Below are 15,490 nucleotides of genomic sequence, written 5' to 3'. Positions count from 1 at the left end.
CCGAAACACCCTATACTTTATTCGAGCGTTATTCAAGCCGTAACAGCTTACGATAAAACGCTTTGGAGAAATCAGCAATATGATGTTTTTTATAATTAATGATGACGTCAATGAGATGATCCACCAGTTCAAACGTGGTGATGGAAATTTCGTACTGGAGATCAGGAGAGTTGTCAAACGTCACTGTGCAGCGGGATAGATCTGCGGGCAGGTTGGCGATCGTCCATGTGGCAACAAAATCAACATTGTTACCGCCTTCAATCCCCCGTTGTCCCTCCAACTTCCCCAGACGGTAGAGTGCGATGCCCAAGGGCAGGAGCGGACGCTTCTCAGCACGCATATAGGGGGCAAAGATATTGACTTCCCGAGGGTTAGCAGGCTGAAGCTGATCGAGGGCGGTCATGCAAGAATCCTTAGTGTATTCAGTCTCACCGAATGCTGAAGTCTATTCTACAGTTAGAGCACGTAGCACAGTCACCTTAGCTGCATCTCCTCCTAGGAGTGCATTTCGTTTTGGTAACATAATAGTTAACATAACCAACGAGCAATGCCTATGGTTTTTGATCCTGGAAACGCTAATTTCTACCAGTCTTCTACGGAGGATGGGCAGCCCAATCTGCTGCTGAAGTACCTGCAAAGCCAATCGCCAGAGGTGTTGACCCGTATTGCCCGTTCCGTGAGTCCAGAAATTCGCCAAATTATCAGCCAAAATGTCCAAGGTCTGGTGGGTGGCCTTCCCTCCGAGGAGTTTAATGTCCAAATTGCCACCGATCGCGACAACCTTGCGGGGTTATTGGCCTCAGCCATGATGACGGGGTATTTTCTGCGCCAGATGGAGCAGCGCATGGAACTGGAAATGAGCCTCGGCGATCTGCCCACGCTCTAGGTTCTGCCAACATACTTGATATGAGTGTTGCTTGTGTCCGATCCTTGGCAACAGTTTAAGGCACTGCCTTGGCGATCGCTAGTGCCGACGGGTGTTCTTGTCGCCCTGATGGCAGCGCTATTTGACACGGGGATTTACTATATTGCCAGTACGGTTGCCGCGGTGCGGGAGGTGCTGATCATTTTGCTTCAGCCGCCTTTAGCGCTATTGATCCGCCTTGGCCTCAGTATGGGCCTTGGCATGGTGGCAGTCCTCTCCCTTGAGGCATGGTTTAATCCGGCACCGATCTACAGCGGCACCCTTTGGGCATTGTTTTTGTGTGTCCTAGTGGCCAGTGGGGTCTTGAGTTTTTTTAGCGCAGCCCTAGGACTGCGGGCAGTCTTTTTCCCCCTCACAGACGTGTTCCTCATTGGGTCAGCCATTGGGATTTTTTGGCAAGGCCGGCGCTACTGGCGGTATTAAGTTGATTTTTCAGGTGTAGGGGAGGAAAGCTTCGGCACCACTGCACTAATTTGCGGATTAAAGGTGGCATCAAAGGCATCGGCCCCCTGAAACAAATACCACACGGCTTCAATCACACAGGCAACGCGGGCAATGCTGCCAAGGGAACCGTGGGGGACGTTTGAAAAGAGTAGCCCTAGCAGCAGGTAAACGCCGCCCCACCAAGGCTGGCGCAAATAAAACTTATGAAGTCCAGGGACACAGATGCCTGCCAATGCCAAGAGAATGGCGATCGCGCGATTACGATAACCCACCATCTAAAACCACGAATGACCGTACAATGCTATATGACCTACACTTCGCTGCAAGCGACGAAGATTCTCCAATATATTACTGTTTTGCATCTCTAGTTCAGCCTCGGATAGTTTACCTGTCGAGCCTTCTCACCCAGAATTCGCTATATCCCGAGTGCAACGTGGGTCTGTCGGTTAGAGAGCTAGGTTTTTATCTAGGTTGAATATATTGCCTGCGTCCATCTGCCCTTAAATATTAAGGTAGCCCCGAAGGGCAAGACTTTAGACCCAGCTTTTGGGGTACTCTTTAGCAAATGCAACCTTGAGGAGTTCGGTTTGCCACAGCCCCTATCCGTTGCTGTCTTTATTTGCCTTGAATGGCAACCTACTGCGGGCGGACATGTCAAATGTTGGGAACGCTTTGCTGAAGCTGCCAGCCACTACCCAGACCGCGTTGACCTGACCCTTTACTTCCTTGGTGCAAACCAGCAAACCCTAGAGGTAGCAGGCAATGTTCGCTACCAGCTGCTCCCGCCTCAATTCAGCACGCACTCACTGGAAATTATGCGCCAAGGGGCAGGCATGACCGATGTGGCTCCCTTTCACTGGGCATTGCGCCGTTATTTACCTCAACATCAGGTGTTTCACATTACGGATACCTTTAGCTTTGCTCAAACGGTGCGCCGCTTTTGTCGCCAGTACCATCGTCCGCTCCTCAGTTCGATTCACACGGATTTGCCGTTATTGACCCGCACCTATTCGCGGGAAATTATTTGGCGCATGAGTGGCCGCAGTTGGGGGCGGGAGTTTTGGCGCTGGCTATGGCTGGAGAAATTGCAAGTGGATCAGTGGTTTGGTGACCGAGCCGAACGTAAATTAGCGAGCTTTATGCGTGCTAGCGATCGCGTCTTGGTCTCGCGGCAGCAGGATGCCGATTGGCTGCTCACGTTTTTGCCCCCTGAGCGGGTGGCGTGGTTTCAGCGGGGCATTGATCGCGATCGCTTTCATCCACGCTTTCGCAATCCCCAATGGCTACGGGAGGAGTATCACCTACCAGAGGTGCCGATCGTGCTTTTTGTCGGTCGGGTGGATGCCAGTAAAAATGTGCTCCTGTTGGCACAGGCGGCTCAAGTGTTAGCCAATCAAGGAAAGGCGTTCCATGTCTTGATAGTAGGGGAAGGGGCACAGGCTAGCCTTGTCAAAGATCTTTTGGGCGATCGCGTCACCCTCACAGGCAAGGTACCCCAAGAAAAATTAGGGGCGATTTATGCCAGCAGTGATCTATTTGTCTTTCCCTCAGAGTCGGAAACAGGCCCCAATGTGGTGGTGGAAGCACGGGCAGCGGGATTACCCGTCGTTATTTCTGGTTTTGATGGCGGACGCAAATATGTCCAAACCTCAGGGGCGGATGGGGTAGTGGTTTACAGTCGCAACCCCCAAGATTGGGCAGCCGCCATCACCCCACTGTTAGACGATGCCCACTATCGCCAGCGGATGGGGACACAGGCACACCGGATCACCCAAGGGACGTGCCCCACGTGGCAGGACGCCTTTGAGCAGAGCATTTTATGCCAATGGGAAGCGGTTGCCCAAGCCTACGGCTGGCCTCAAAAAGCCTGATCCTCTAGGAGAGCCTCTAAAATCAAGGCCATATGAGTCCAGTGGGTTCCCCCCTGACAAAAGACAATATAGGGTGGACGCAAAGGGCCATCGGCAGACAGTTCCGACGTGCTGCCATCAATAAACGTGCCCCCAGCCATCACCAGATCATCGGCATAGCCAGGCATTGGTGCTGGCACCGGATCCAAGTAGGAACCCACGGGGGAATAACGTTGCAACGTGCGGCAAAAGGCAATCAGCTTCTCAGGGCTGCCCAATTGAATCGCTTGAATGACATCACGACGGGGGGCAAGGGGGGCGGGGTTGACGGGATAGCCCAATTGATCAAAAACATAGGCCAGTAGATGGGCACACTTGAGGGCTTCGCCGACCATTTGCGGTGCTAGAAACAGCCCCTGAAAGAGGAGGCGATGTTGATCAAATGTGGCACCCCCTTCGTGGCCAATCCCCGGTGCCGTCAGGCGATAACTGGCCTGCTCAATGAGATCAGCACGTCCCGCTAAGTAGCCTCCCGCTGTGGCGATCGTGCCGCCGGGATTTTTAATCAGGGAACCCGCAATCAAATCAGCGCCGACATGGGGCGGTTCTTGGGTCTCGACAAATTCGCCGTAGCAGTTATCCACAAAACACACCACAGCGGGATTCTGTGCCTTGAGCAGGTGGATCATCTTGCCAATGTCCGCAAGGCTGAGGCTAGGGCGCCACGTATAGCCACAGGAGCGTTGAATCAGCACCATGCGGGTTTGGGGTTGGACACAGGTGGCGATCGCCCCCCAATCGGGTTCACCCATGGGGAGCAGGGGAATCTCGCGATAGTGAATGCCGAAGTCCTTGAGGGAGCCTTGTCCTTGACCCCGCAGGCCAATCACCTCTTCTAGGGTGTCGTAGGGAGCACCCGCAAGGGAAATTAGTTCATCACCGGGGCGGAGCACACCAAATAGTGCAGTGGCGATCGCGTGGGTACCAGAGACAAATTGCACCCGCACTAAAGCCGCCTCAGCCCCCATCACCTGCGCAAACACCCGATCCAGTACCTCGCGCCCTAGATCGCCGTGGCCATAGCCCGTCATGCTACTGAAGTGATGCACTCCCAACCGCTGTTGACGAAAGGCACCCAAAATCCGCTGCAAGTTGGCCTTGACACGGCCATCAATTTCGGCAAACGTTGAGGCAAGTGCTTCTTGGGCAGTAGTCAAGAGTGATGTTTTCACGTTGAGACCAGTAATCGAGCCAGCGCTGCTAATAGAGAATACCAACCCAATCCTAAACTAGGAACCCTGAGCGGGTGCACCGTAAGTTCGTCCCCGCCACTGCTTGGGGCGTCGCCAAGAGGAAAGGGTAATCCGCAGTGCGGCTAGGGGATCCGCAAGGGGAGACAGCCAAAAGAGCCAGCGCCCTTGACCCACTTGCCAATCGTACACGGGGGCGATCGCCAGTGTCATGCCCCAGCGGATCAGCACCAGCACACCATTGAGCAATGTCGCCATCTCTAGGGGTAGGGTGGGAGTAGTCACTGCCAGTGCCATCAAGCCCAAAACCAACAGGGGCAACGGTAATCCCTGTACTGCCCAGAGGAAATAGGCATCGCCCCACACCTGGGCTACTGGAGTTGCATCCTTGAGGTCGAGCGATCGCCCCCATTCTCGCCATGTTTCCGCCATGCCCTCATACATGCGCACCTTCAGCACCTTTGAGCCATCCCGAAAGGTCACCCGTGCCCCCGCAGCCGCTATGGCTCGCACCAATGTCACATCATCACAAAAGGAAGAAGCGGCAACTTGGTAGCCGCCAATCGCCTCGAGGCGCGATCGCCGAATCAGCAGGCACTGACCATTGGCCAGAATCCGTTCGGGCTGACTTTCCACGGCACGCGCTGCGCCAAAGCGGTAGATTAGCGTCAAGAGCAACGCTGGTTGCAGCCACCATTCACCCCCCGTCTTGAGAACAAAGCGAGGTGAGAGGGAAATCAGATCCAATTGCTCCCGCTCCGCTGTTTCCAAAAGGCTAGCCACAAGGCCGGGCTGCGGTTGTGTATCGGCATCAATCCCTAAAATCCATTCACTCTCAGGATGGGCACGACAAAAGCCCGTATGTAATGCCCAAGGCCGACCGACCCAACCCGGCGGCAGCGGTGGATCAAATTCAAGGCGGAGGCGCGGATCGCGGTGTTGCGCTGCCCGCACGATCTCAGCCGTGCCATCTTGGGAATGGCTATCCACAATCAGAATTTCCCGCACCTCGTAGCCTTGGCGCATTAGCCCCTCTAAACAGGGTTGTAACCGCTGGGCTTCATTGAGGGTGGGCACGACAATTGACACCTTGGCCAAGTTTTCTGGGCGTGAAGGCTGGGGGATTAGGAGAGATGGTCGTTTCCAACCCGACCCTAAGCGTGCGATTAAAATGGCAACCCAAGGTGCCTGTATCACGATCACGCCGCTGGCGATCGCTGCTAGCCCAACTGCAAGGGTACTCAACGTTCTTCTGCCTCGTCCTCTGATGGGGAATTCTCGGGGGGGGGAAGCTCCTCTGGAGACAGTTTCAGCCGTTTAATCGGTAAATTGGCAATCAACGCCGTTGTCCGCTGATCCGACTCTAGGGAAACCGCTAGCCCCTCCGTTTCTAGCTCGACATAGCGGGAAACCACTTCTAAAATATCGCGCCGCAGATTGTCCAAAATTTGGGGTGTCAGGGCGGTGCGATCGTGGGCCAACACCAACTTCAGGCGTTCTTTAGCGGTGGTGCGACTGGGGGGAGTGCGCGTAAACAACCGCTCTAGCAGTTCACTGATCATCCCTTTGCCCCAAACAAGCGTCGAATGCGACCAAATAATCCCCCGCTTGCTGCCTCTAAATCGAGAAACTCAACCGTTTCCCCCTCCAAACGACGGGCAATGTTCATAAATGCCTGCCCAGCCAGTGACGGCGATTCTGCCAAGACCAAAGGCTCCCCTTTGTTGGTGGAAACAATTACCTTTTCATCCTCCGGCACAATGCCAATCAGGGGAATGGAAAGAATTTCTTGGACATCTTCGACGGACATCATGTCGTTGGCTGCCACCATTGCGGGGCGTAACCGATTCAAAATGAGATGGCTATTACGAATGCGGTAGGCCTCCAGCAGGCCAATCACGCGATCGGCATCCCGCACTGCGGCAATTTCTGGGGTGGTCACCACCAAGGCTTCCTGAGCGGGGGCAATGGCATTGCGAAATCCCGCCTCGATCCCCGCTGGACAATCAATGAGCACGTAATCATAGTGCTTGCTCAGGGCTGAGGCCAACTGTCGCATTTGCTCTGGGGTAATGGCATCCTTATTACGGCTTTGGGCGGCGGGCAGCAATACCAATTTATTGAGGCGCTTATCGCGCACAAGGGCTTGATCCAAGCGACATTGCCCGGTCAGCACATCAATGGCGGTGTAAACGACCCGATTTTCCAAGCCGAGTAGTAGGTCGAGGTTGCGTAAGCCAAAGTCTGCATCAATGAGCACCACCGATCGCCCCAATTTAGCCAAAGCAACACCAATATTGGCACTGGCCGTAGTTTTACCCACGCCCCCTTTCCCCGAGGTAATGACAATCGTGCGCCCCATTGAACTCCCTAGGAATTGGCTTACTAGAATAGATTATCTCAAGGCGCCTCGGATACAGCGAAAGATCGTCCCCAAGTATAGGCGGGGGCAATCTGAATGCCTTGGCTCGTGGCGTAGGCAACCTCTGGATAGGGGGGATTTGGGGGATCGGGGGTACGTGCCAACAGATCAGCAATCCGCAACTGGGTGGCTGCCATTTCAAGGGTCATAATCCGTGCCCCCCGATTGCCCGTAGCACCAGCGTGAGCGACACCGCGTAAGCGCCCCCAGACGATAATATCCCCGGCAGCAATGATACTGGCTCCCGCATTGACATCGCCAACAATCACCACACTGGCCTCGTGGTGAATTTCCATGCCCGATCGCAGAGTTGTTTTCAAGTAGAGGGGGTTGGCCGTCGATTCTGGGTTGTTATCCGTGTCCTTGGCAATTAAAGGCGGCACTTCTCCCTGCTGGACGCTGTAGCCAAGGGTAGCGGCGGCGATCGCCGTCTGGCGTCGTTCGGTAATAATTTTATCGAGCCGCAACTGATGTTCACTGAGTGCTTCTGCCAACTGTTGCAGTTGGGATTGATCTAAGAGCCGCTGTCCACAGGCACAATCTACGGATAAGGTCTCTGACCAGAGGTGTTCTTGACCGACAAGGTAGAGTTGCAACTGTGGCCACAGATCAATCCAGTCCAAATCAGGGGGCAACGTGAGTCGGTAACGCCCTTCACAGTGTTCTAAAGCAAGGCCGCTGACAATTAGTGTGCTTTGCTCAACCTCAAGAGTCACCTCAGAGCTTTCAGTACCTTCCGAGGCAGGTTCCTCTACAGGGGCTGACTCCGCCTCACTCATGGTTTTTCCACCCGTAGTCGCTGTGTAATCAAGACCATGCCTGTATCCCGAATTAAGGCCACAGAGACCCAACGGTTACCAGGTTCTTTGGGGGCACGTCCCACCTTAAAAATGCCACCCGCAGAGAGAAGTTCCAATTTCACGGGGCTGGGATTGGCGTAGGTTTGGGCATTGATGGGCTGATCGCTGGCGGCACCGAGGAGAATGGCATTGCCGATGGGTTCTTGAACAATGGCATCAAGGCTAAACTCTTCACCCGTACGCACCGTTTGGGGGAGCGAAAATTGAACTGTGGGTGGTGTTGCACCAATGGTGATCGTGGTTTTCTCGTTGGTAATATCTTGGCGGACGATTTTGCCGTTGCGGATGACTTGGGTGGCTTGCAGGTTGCCACGAATGTTTTGCGGGCGATCGCTGGTGCCGCCCGTGCCTTCAATAGTGGTGCTAATGTCTAAAAGCCACTCATCGCCCTGCTGTTGCCAACGGTTGACGGTTGTACGGTAGCGGATATCGCGATAGGGTTGCCAAAATGTCGGCAGTTGTTTGCGTAATATCTCAAGGGTGAGGCCATCCCCTGTTTTGAACTCAGGGGCATAGAACGCTAAGACGGCGTCTAAATTCTTTTGACTAGCGGCTGTATCCAAGCCATTGACCACTGCTTGCACCGATTGCGGCAAGACAGCCGGAGTACCTTGCGCTAGGGGAGCCGCCCAAGTCTGTCCCGGCACATCTCCACAAATGGCTGCCAAGCCAAGGACTGAAACCAGAAAATAGCGACGCATTGTGAACCGCCTTTGCTCCTAGGGTCTATTCATCATCAAAATTGGCGGAGTTATCCTGCTCGTCAGTGGGGGGACGATCCAAGGGTTGATAGGGGACATATTCACTGCTATCCGCTGTTCCTTCCGGACGGGGGCGAGGAGGTCGCCGTCGAACCGGGCGATCGCTCACCTCTGCGGTTTCCGTCATGGGCGGCGGGGGTCGGCGGGTGGGCCGGCGAGTGGTTGGTGTTGGCGGACGATAGGGTTCATCCACAATCTCATCTGCCGGTGGTGGGGTCGGTCGCGGACGCCTTGAAGGGGGACGACGTACACTGGGACGGCTAGGGGGTTCAGGACGGGGTGGGCTACTGCGCCGCGAGGGTAAACGTCCTACCGGGGGGGTATCCTCTACATCCTCGTCTTCATAGCGCGATCGCGACACATCACGGCTACCGCGAATTCGCCGCAGCGGGGGGTAATCCTCCTCCTCTTCCTCTTCCTCCTCGTAGGGTTCGAGTTCCTCTATTTCTGCACGGTAGGTGTAGCTACGGCTTACGGGTCGCTCTTCATCCACAATCGGGGTATTTCGCCGTGCCTGCTCGGTGGCCACCCGTCGCAGCCGAATACTCTCGTAGGCAAAAAAGGCAGCGGTGCCCGTCAGCAAAAACTGGCCAAACAGGAGGATTGGATCAAGGCGCCACCCTTGGAAAAAGAGAATCCCACCGCAGAGCAGCGCCACTGCCGCAAAGAAGATATCGTGATCTCGGGCTAATTCTGGCTGAATCGAGCGCAGAAAATAGAGGAGCGCTCCAGCAACCGCTAGGCCAATTCCCAAGATGCCCGCAGGCCCAAGCCCGACATTAACAATTTGACCAAGGAGAGGGGAGAAAAAAAGATAAGTCATTTAACCCATTGACTGAAGGGGCAAAATAAAAGCCAGAGTCACAGCTCTATGGCCATGACCCTATTCTAGCGACAATGCGCAACTGCACCCGTTGGTCTAACGCCTAGGAAGAACGCTGCACTTTGTCAATTTGACTAATGGTGATCAAGGCAGCAAAGGTTAAACCCAAAACCACTGCGCCAGACAATAGCCCAATAAAGAACCCTTTGAGGGAAGGGGTAATCGTCAACAGTAGAGGGTACGCAGAGTGAATCATGGCTGTTGCTTGCAGGTCAAAGTGAACACTAGGATTTTAACAAAATCTGGCTTCCCTTCTCAGGAATTAGACCCAGTGCCGCCAAGCCCGCAATCGCGTCAGTAGCCGCTGCTGAATCCGCTCCCAAAACGCAAAGGAAAGGGCACCTCGGGTTTGTTCTCGTGGGACTAAGCCGATATTGGCGCCAACAGGTCTGAGCGATCGCCCCATGGCCATCGCCGCTTCGCGAGCCTCTTCCTCCGGATTGACCCACGTGAGCGTGGGAGCGGGGAGCCAACGAGCCAGTTCACAGTAGCGATCGCGGGGATGATTTTTGACTTGTCCCTGCACCACCAATGTTGCTGATTCGCCACCATCCACCGCCGTTGCATCAGTTACACCCTGCTCCAGTAAAAACGCCTGAAGCTGGGGAAAGGAGACCCCCGGCGAACCGCCATTGCCCCGCCCATCGCTGACGACGAAAATATATTCATTGCCCCGTCTGCCGAGAATCGCCTTTGGCGACGTGCGATCGCTCCCATCGACGGGTAGCTTCCTGCCGCCTTCTAAAAGTTGCTGCGAGCCACTGACCACATTAAAGGGCTGCTCTGGCAACCTACCGTGATAAAACTCAATCCCTCCTTGGGCAGGAAAATGCACCACTCCTGAATAGCCCCCCTCATAGGGACGCACCACCTGACCATTCACGATGTAGGCTCCGAGAACCCCCGCTGGAATACTGCCTCGACCGCTCAAGCATGTTTGCCGCAGTGCTCGGTAACTAATGCCCTCAGGATGGGACTCCCCCATGATCCATTTTTGATAATCCTGAAAAGAGGGCAGGGATTGAGCATGCAACCAGCGGAAAAAATTGGTATTCATCGCTGCCACAGCTCCCGTCCGCCGCGCAAAAGCTGCTGTCGTTTCTAAATAGGTATCTTGGCCATTGGGTGCCGGTTCTGTCATGACGACCCGATAGTCCGCCATCGGCGCAGCCACCATGTATACCTGCGTTTGATCCACTCTATGGGTCGAGTACTGGACAGTGGCTAATGAGACGCTAACCCAAGGCAGCACACTCAGCATCTATTTTCCTCCGGCACAGCCTTCAGTTTCAGTGGGCTATCTCTAACTTAGGACGCAAAAACAGTTGATTCTATCCCCAAGCTGCTTTAAGGATAGTGAATAAATCAACATAAATCTTTAGATTCTTTTAACCCACATCCTCAGGGAATCTGCCTAGGATCAGGGTGGGATTTTCTGGACGCTTTGGCACCATGGAACAAATACCCGCTTCAATTTGGACACTCACCGCTGGCGTTGTTGTCACCCTGATTAGCTTTTGGGTTGGACATCACCATGGCCTGCTGCCGGAACAGGCCTCTGAGCAGGCTCCCTTGGTGGATAACTTCTTTGACATTATGCTCACAATTGGTACTGCCCTCTTTCTGGTGGTACAGGGTGCGATCATCCTCTTTGTCATTCGCTATCGCCGCCGTGCCGGTGAGGAAGGGGATGGCCTACCCGTAGAGGGCAACTTACCCCTAGAGGCCTTCTGGACAGCAATTCCTGCCCTGATTGTGATCTTCCTTGGTATCTACAGCGTGGATATTTTCCAGCGCATGGGGGGACTGAATCCAGGGGATCATGCCATGCACTCAATGCATACGCCCAAACCAGCGGTGGCGGTTGTGGCCGAGGCTCCCTCGAAAACCACGAGCGATGCAACTGCCCTCTTAGCAGCAGCGCAAACCCCTGAAATTGGCATTGGTGCCAGTCCTGATGTTCAAGGCAAAGCCCCAGATGTAGTGGTGGACGTGGCGGGCATGCAGTATGCGTGGATTTTCACCTACCCCGACAGTGGCATTGTCTCCGGCGAATTGCATATCCCAGTGGGCAAGGATGTTCAATTAAATATCTCCGCGCGGGATGTGATCCATTCCTTTTGGGTGCCCCAGTTTCGCTTGAAGCAGGATGCGATTCCGGGTGTGCCTACTGAACTGCGCTTTAAGGCCACTAAAGTGGGGACATACCCCGTCGTCTGTGCTGAACTCTGTGGTGGCTACCACGGTGCCATGCGCACGCAGGTGATCGTGCATACTCCAGATGATTTTGAAACGTGGCGCAGTCAAAACCAAGCGATCGCAACGGCTCCAGTGGTCCCCTCCCTGAGCGATCGCCACGTTGAGGAGATGGGGGTAACCCCCCAATTGGTGGCACAGGTGCAAGCAATGACCCACCACCCGTCTCCGGCAAAGTTTTAGTTTTCTTCCTACTGTTGCATTCTTGAGAGAGTTATGGCGCAAGCACAACTGCCGCTAGTAGATACCCCCTTGTCGCTCCCTGAGCATCCCAAGGTGTGGAAGTGGTACGACTATTTCACCTTCAATGTTGATCACAAGGTGATTGGCATTCAATACTTGGTCACTGCCTTTATTTTTTACTTGATTGGCGGCCTGATGGCAGTGGCCATGCGCACGGAGCTAGCAACGGCAAACTCTGATTTTCTTGACCCGAATCTTTACAACGCCTTCCTCACCAACCACGGCACGATCATGATTTTCCTGTGGGTGGTGCCCGCCGCCATTGGTGGCTTTGGCAACTACTTGGTGCCCTTGATGATCGGGGCGCGGGATATGGCCTTTCCCCGCTTGAATGCCCTAGCCTTTTGGCTGAACCCGCCGGCGGGAGCCTTACTCTTGGCCAGTTTTCTGTTTGGGGGTGCCCAAGCGGGTTGGACTTCCTATCCCCCCTTGAGTACGATCACGGCCACCACTGCTCAGAGTATGTGGATTCTGGCGATCGTCCTTGTGGGCACCTCCTCGATTATGGGATCGGTGAATTTCATTGTCACCATCTGGAAAATGAAAGTGCCCAGTATGCGCTGGAATCAATTGCCCCTATTCTGTTGGGCGATGCTAGCGACCTCCCTGCTGGCGCTAGTGTCAACTCCCGTGCTGGCGGCGGGGCTGATTTTGCTGCTATTTGATATTAACTTTGGCACCTCGTTTTACAAACCGGATGCCGGTGGGAACGTTGTTATTTACCAGCACCTGTTCTGGTTTTACTCTCACCCGGCGGTGTACCTGATGATTTTGCCGATCTTTGGCATTATGTCTGAGGTGATTCCGGTTCATGCCCGTAAGCCCATCTTTGGCTATCAGGCGATCGCCTACTCCAGTTTGGCCATCTGCTGCGTGGGTCTCTTTGTCTGGGTACACCACATGTTCACCAGCGGTACGCCCCCTTGGATGCGGATGTTCTTCACGATCTCGACGCTGATTGTGGCCGTGCCGACGGGCGTGAAAATCTTTAGCTGGGTCGCCACCCTCTGGGGCGGCAAAATTCGCCTCAACAGTGCCATGCTCTTTGCCATTGGTCTACTGTCAATGTTTGTCCTCGGTGGCCTCAGTGGCGTGACCTTGGGGACTGCTCCTGTGGATATTCACGTCCACGATACCTACTATGTGGTGGCACACTTCCACTATGTGCTCTTTGGCGGTTCGGTGTTTGGTCTTTATGCGGGGATTTACCACTGGTTCCCCAAAATGACGGGACGGCTCCTCGATGAGCGGCTGGGGATTCTCCACTTTGTACTGACGTTCATTGGCACGAACCTGACCTTTTTGCCGATGCATGAGTTGGGCCTCAAAGGGATGCCCCGCCGGGTAGCGATGTATGACCCCCAGTTTGAGCCAATTAATCTGATCTGCACGATTGGTGCTTTTGTCTTGGCCTTCTCAATCATTCCTTTCCTGATTAACATCATCTGGAGTTGGAACAAGGGCAAAATTGCCGGTGATAACCCTTGGGGCGGTCTGAGCTTAGAGTGGACGACCAGTTCACCGCCGCTGATTGAAAACTGGGAAGTGCTCCCCGTAGTCACCAAAGGTCCCTACGACTACGGCATTGAGCAGCGCAAGGAAAGCACCGATGAGGATGAGGATGAGGAAGAGTAGGACACTTTAGGAGCAAGCCATGCAAGGTACCGTTGACTCTCAAGGGACGGCTATCACCGTCGAGAATGTCCATGAGCACCCTGATTTTCGGGTCTTGGGGTTACTGGTCTTTTTGATTTCTGAATCCCTGATGTTTGGGGGTCTCTTTGCCGCCTATCTCCTCCTGCGGGGGATGCATGAGCAATGGCCACCGGAAGGCACTGAGGTGGAACTTCTTGTGCCCACCATTAACACGATCATCCTCATCTCCAGTAGCTTTGTCATCCACTACGGTGATGTCGCCATCAAAAAGAATGACGTGCGGGGCATGCGCAAGTGGTACTGGATCACGGCGGCGATGGGAGCGGTGTTCTTGGGTGGTCAAATCTATGAGTACCTCACCCTTGGCTATGGCCTACGCACGAATGTCTTTGCCAACTGTTTCTATGTGATGACGGGCTTCCATGGCCTCCATGTCTTTGTGGGGATTTTGCTGATTTTGGGGGTGATCTGGCGATCGCGCCGCCCCGGACATTACAACGCCCACAAGCATACGGGGGTGGCCATGGCTGAGATCTACTGGCACTTTGTCGATGTGATTTGGATTATCCTCTTCACACTGCTGTACATCCTCACGCGCTTTTAGTTAAGGGCAGGTCTTGAACTGGGGCGATCGCGGATCAAAGTTGCACTGATAGACCACGGGTGCTTGCCAACTCAAGGGAATTTCCAAGAGGTCACGGGTACCCGTAATCCCCTGCAATAAAAAGAGAACCAAAGCAAGGGAATTCAAGCCAATGTGAATTCGCCGCCACGTGAGCGATCGATCTTGGTAAATCTCTCGCACAATGGCCACAGAAAAAATCATCAGCATCACAGCCGCCAAGCCAAAGTAAAAGTGGGACACCCACCACTCATCATCACGGCGAAAGACCCCCGGCTGAAAGGCCAGAATGATCACCCCCATCCCTGAGAGCGTGGCAAAAACAGCACGCCATAGCTTCGATTGAGCGCGATACAGAAGCACCGTTGCAGCAATGGTGACAATAAACATCAACGCCACGAGAACAACAGAGAGTGGTTGCAGTCTCTGATTCTCCGCCTGCATCAAGAAGCCCTGAAATCCAAACACCACTGAATAGGCCAAGGCAACCAATGTGATACCAATGACGGCAGCGGCTAAGAGATTGCCCAATTTCACGTGCAAACTGCCGACTGTGGCAGGAATTGAGGTGGTGTCTTTGAGGCGACGCTGCCGCGTTTGCAGGGCAAAGAACGTCGTGATACCAATTACGGGGAAGACAAATGTGCAAGCCAAGATGGGATGCAACAGCAAAATGATGTCTTTGAGGTTGAGAAACATACTGGCTAAGAACGATAAGGCCAGCTTTAAGGTAACGAATCTAGGGGCGAGGCAAATCAAAAAACAGCACTTTTGTCAGTAATCCAACCGTGGCCACCAACAGAGTCACTAGGAATCCCCATAGCCGTGCATCCGTGCCCGCTTGTCGCTTAGAAATGTCCTGCAATGTGGACTCTACCGTATCAATCCGCTGCCCTAACTGTACCTCTATGGAATTGATACGCTGCTCAAGTTTGGCCTCCACAGCATTCATCTGTTGTTCCAGCTTGGCTTCGACAGCATTGATGCGCTGCTCAAGTTTGGCTTCAACGGCGTTGATACGCTGTTCAAGTTTGGCCTCGACGGTATCAATTTTGTCCTCAAGCCTTTGGAATTTCTCGTTACTAGTGGCGATGTGAATATCCAGCTTTTTGTCTATAGCTTGAATGGCAGCCTGCATTGACTGCAAATTCCCTTGCATTCCTTGGATAGCATCCAAGACTTGGCTCAATTCGGAACGGGTAACGGGTTCAGTCATGATGCTGATGCTTGATTAACGGACGTGGAGGGATTCGAACCCCCGACCCTCAGAACCGGAATCTGATGCTCTATCCACTGAGCCACACGTCCAACCCTCTAA

General features: G+C 54.0%; 19 protein-coding genes and 1 tRNA gene. 6 read left to right on the top strand and 14 right to left on the bottom strand.

The features are described 5' to 3' along the window. Positions 1-28: 28 nt before the first annotated feature. The gene (ebsA, locus tag NBE99_RS05460) at positions 29-403 is read right to left on the bottom strand and encodes a type IV pilus biogenesis protein EbsA (RefSeq protein ID WP_250683470.1); all 375 of its coding nucleotides are present in this window, start codon (positions 401-403) and stop codon (positions 29-31) included. A 150-nt stretch (positions 404-553) separates the two neighbouring features. On the opposite strand from ebsA, the gene NBE99_RS05455 reads away from it, so the two are divergent. Together NBE99_RS05455 and NBE99_RS05450 are read left to right on the top strand one after the other, a co-directional pair. Then, positions 554-886: a DUF760 domain-containing protein gene (locus NBE99_RS05455; RefSeq protein ID WP_250683469.1), complete on the top strand. Its 333-nt coding sequence runs from the start codon at positions 554-556 to the stop codon at positions 884-886. Between the two features lie 33 nt (positions 887-919). Further along, positions 920-1,348: a hypothetical protein gene (locus NBE99_RS05450; protein WP_250683468.1), complete on the top strand. Its 429-nt coding sequence runs from the start codon at positions 920-922 to the stop codon at positions 1,346-1,348. On the opposite strand, the gene NBE99_RS05445 is transcribed toward NBE99_RS05450, so the two are convergent. Beyond that, on the bottom strand, positions 1,345-1,644 hold the full coding sequence (locus tag NBE99_RS05445) for a hypothetical protein (RefSeq protein WP_250683467.1): 300 nt from the start codon (positions 1,642-1,644) through the stop codon (positions 1,345-1,347). The genes NBE99_RS05450 and NBE99_RS05445 overlap by 4 nt on opposite strands. Positions 1,645-1,956: 312 nt before the next feature. On the opposite strand from NBE99_RS05445, the gene NBE99_RS05440 reads away from it, so the two are divergent. Continuing rightward, positions 1,957-3,240: a glycosyltransferase gene (locus NBE99_RS05440; protein ID WP_250683466.1), complete on the top strand. Its 1,284-nt coding sequence runs from the start codon at positions 1,957-1,959 to the stop codon at positions 3,238-3,240. Here the strand turns inward: NBE99_RS05440 and NBE99_RS05435 are convergent. The 9 genes from NBE99_RS05435 to NBE99_RS05395 all read right to left on the bottom strand — a co-directional run bounded on the left by NBE99_RS05435 (position 3,228) and on the right by NBE99_RS05395 (position 10,656). After that, the gene (locus tag NBE99_RS05435; RefSeq protein ID WP_250683465.1) at positions 3,228-4,451 is read right to left on the bottom strand and encodes a methionine gamma-lyase family protein; all 1,224 of its coding nucleotides are present in this window, start codon (positions 4,449-4,451) and stop codon (positions 3,228-3,230) included. The genes NBE99_RS05440 and NBE99_RS05435 overlap by 13 nt on opposite strands. A 57-nt stretch (positions 4,452-4,508) precedes the next feature. Further along, on the bottom strand, positions 4,509-5,714 hold the full coding sequence (gene cruG, locus NBE99_RS05430; protein ID WP_250683464.1) for a 2'-O-glycosyltransferase CruG: 1,206 nt from the start codon (positions 5,712-5,714) through the stop codon (positions 4,509-4,511). After that, a complete protein-coding gene (minE, locus tag NBE99_RS05425) occupies positions 5,711-6,031 on the bottom strand; it encodes a cell division topological specificity factor MinE (protein ID WP_250683463.1) in 321 nt (106 codons plus the stop codon). The genes cruG and minE overlap by 4 nt, the downstream gene beginning before the upstream one ends. Beyond that, positions 6,028-6,831 carry a septum site-determining protein MinD gene (gene minD, locus NBE99_RS05420; protein WP_250683462.1) on the bottom strand — a complete coding sequence of 268 codons (804 nt, stop codon included), beginning with the start codon at positions 6,829-6,831 and terminating at the stop codon, positions 6,028-6,030. Before minD ends, minE begins: the two co-directional genes overlap by 4 nt. A gap of 38 nt (positions 6,832-6,869) precedes the next feature. Beyond that, positions 6,870-7,670 (bottom strand): septum site-determining protein MinC, encoded by an 801-nt coding sequence (gene minC, locus NBE99_RS05415; RefSeq protein WP_250683461.1) that lies wholly within the window; start codon positions 7,668-7,670, stop codon positions 6,870-6,872. After that, entirely contained in the window at positions 7,667-8,452 is a 786-nt protein-coding gene (locus NBE99_RS05410; protein WP_250683460.1) for a nuclear transport factor 2 family protein, read from the bottom strand. Before NBE99_RS05410 ends, minC begins: the two co-directional genes overlap by 4 nt. 25 nt (positions 8,453-8,477) lie before the next feature. Then, on the bottom strand, positions 8,478-9,335 hold the full coding sequence (locus tag NBE99_RS05405; protein WP_250683459.1) for a Ycf66 family protein: 858 nt from the start codon (positions 9,333-9,335) through the stop codon (positions 8,478-8,480). 103 nt (positions 9,336-9,438) lie between these two features. Beyond that, positions 9,439-9,591 (bottom strand): photosystem II reaction center X protein, encoded by a 153-nt coding sequence (locus tag NBE99_RS05400; protein WP_149818106.1) that lies wholly within the window; start codon positions 9,589-9,591, stop codon positions 9,439-9,441. A 66-nt stretch (positions 9,592-9,657) separates the two neighbouring features. After that, a complete protein-coding gene (locus NBE99_RS05395) occupies positions 9,658-10,656 on the bottom strand; it encodes a phosphodiester glycosidase family protein (RefSeq protein WP_250683458.1) in 999 nt (332 codons plus the stop codon). 191 nt (positions 10,657-10,847) lie between these two features. On the opposite strand from NBE99_RS05395, the gene NBE99_RS05390 reads away from it, so the two are divergent. The 3 genes from NBE99_RS05390 to NBE99_RS05380 are packed head-to-tail and all read left to right on the top strand — an operon-like array spanning position 10,848 to position 14,154. Beyond that, positions 10,848-11,834, top strand: coding sequence for a cytochrome c oxidase subunit II (locus tag NBE99_RS05390; protein WP_250683457.1), 987 nt, complete (start codon positions 10,848-10,850; stop codon positions 11,832-11,834). 33 nt (positions 11,835-11,867) lie between these two features. After that, positions 11,868-13,529, top strand: a complete 1,662-nt coding sequence (ctaD, locus tag NBE99_RS05385; protein ID WP_250683456.1) for a cytochrome c oxidase subunit I — start codon at positions 11,868-11,870, stop codon at positions 13,527-13,529. Positions 13,530-13,548: 19 nt separating this feature from the next. Continuing rightward, the gene (locus NBE99_RS05380; protein WP_250683455.1) at positions 13,549-14,154 is read left to right on the top strand and encodes a heme-copper oxidase subunit III; all 606 of its coding nucleotides are present in this window, start codon (positions 13,549-13,551) and stop codon (positions 14,152-14,154) included. On the opposite strand, the gene NBE99_RS05375 is transcribed toward NBE99_RS05380, so the two are convergent. The 3 genes from NBE99_RS05375 to NBE99_RS05365 form a co-directional block, all read right to left on the bottom strand. Then, positions 14,155-14,871 carry a DUF4079 domain-containing protein gene (locus NBE99_RS05375; RefSeq protein ID WP_250683454.1) on the bottom strand — a complete coding sequence of 239 codons (717 nt, stop codon included), beginning with the start codon at positions 14,869-14,871 and terminating at the stop codon, positions 14,155-14,157. It abuts the gene before it with no gap. 40 nt (positions 14,872-14,911) lie between these two features. Next, positions 14,912-15,388, bottom strand: coding sequence for a DUF4164 domain-containing protein (locus NBE99_RS05370; protein WP_250683453.1), 477 nt, complete (start codon positions 15,386-15,388; stop codon positions 14,912-14,914). Positions 15,389-15,407: 19 nt separating this feature from the next. After that, positions 15,408-15,480: transfer RNA gene (locus tag NBE99_RS05365), tRNA-Arg, on the bottom strand. Positions 15,481-15,490 lie beyond the last annotated feature (10 nt).

Source organism: Thermosynechococcus sp. HN-54, from assembly GCF_023650955.1.
In the GTDB taxonomy this organism is placed as follows: Bacteria; Cyanobacteriota; Cyanobacteriia; order Thermosynechococcales; family Thermosynechococcaceae; genus Thermosynechococcus.
Note: the sequence above shows the minus strand (reverse complement) of the source record. Positions and strands in the feature narration are given on the sequence as shown.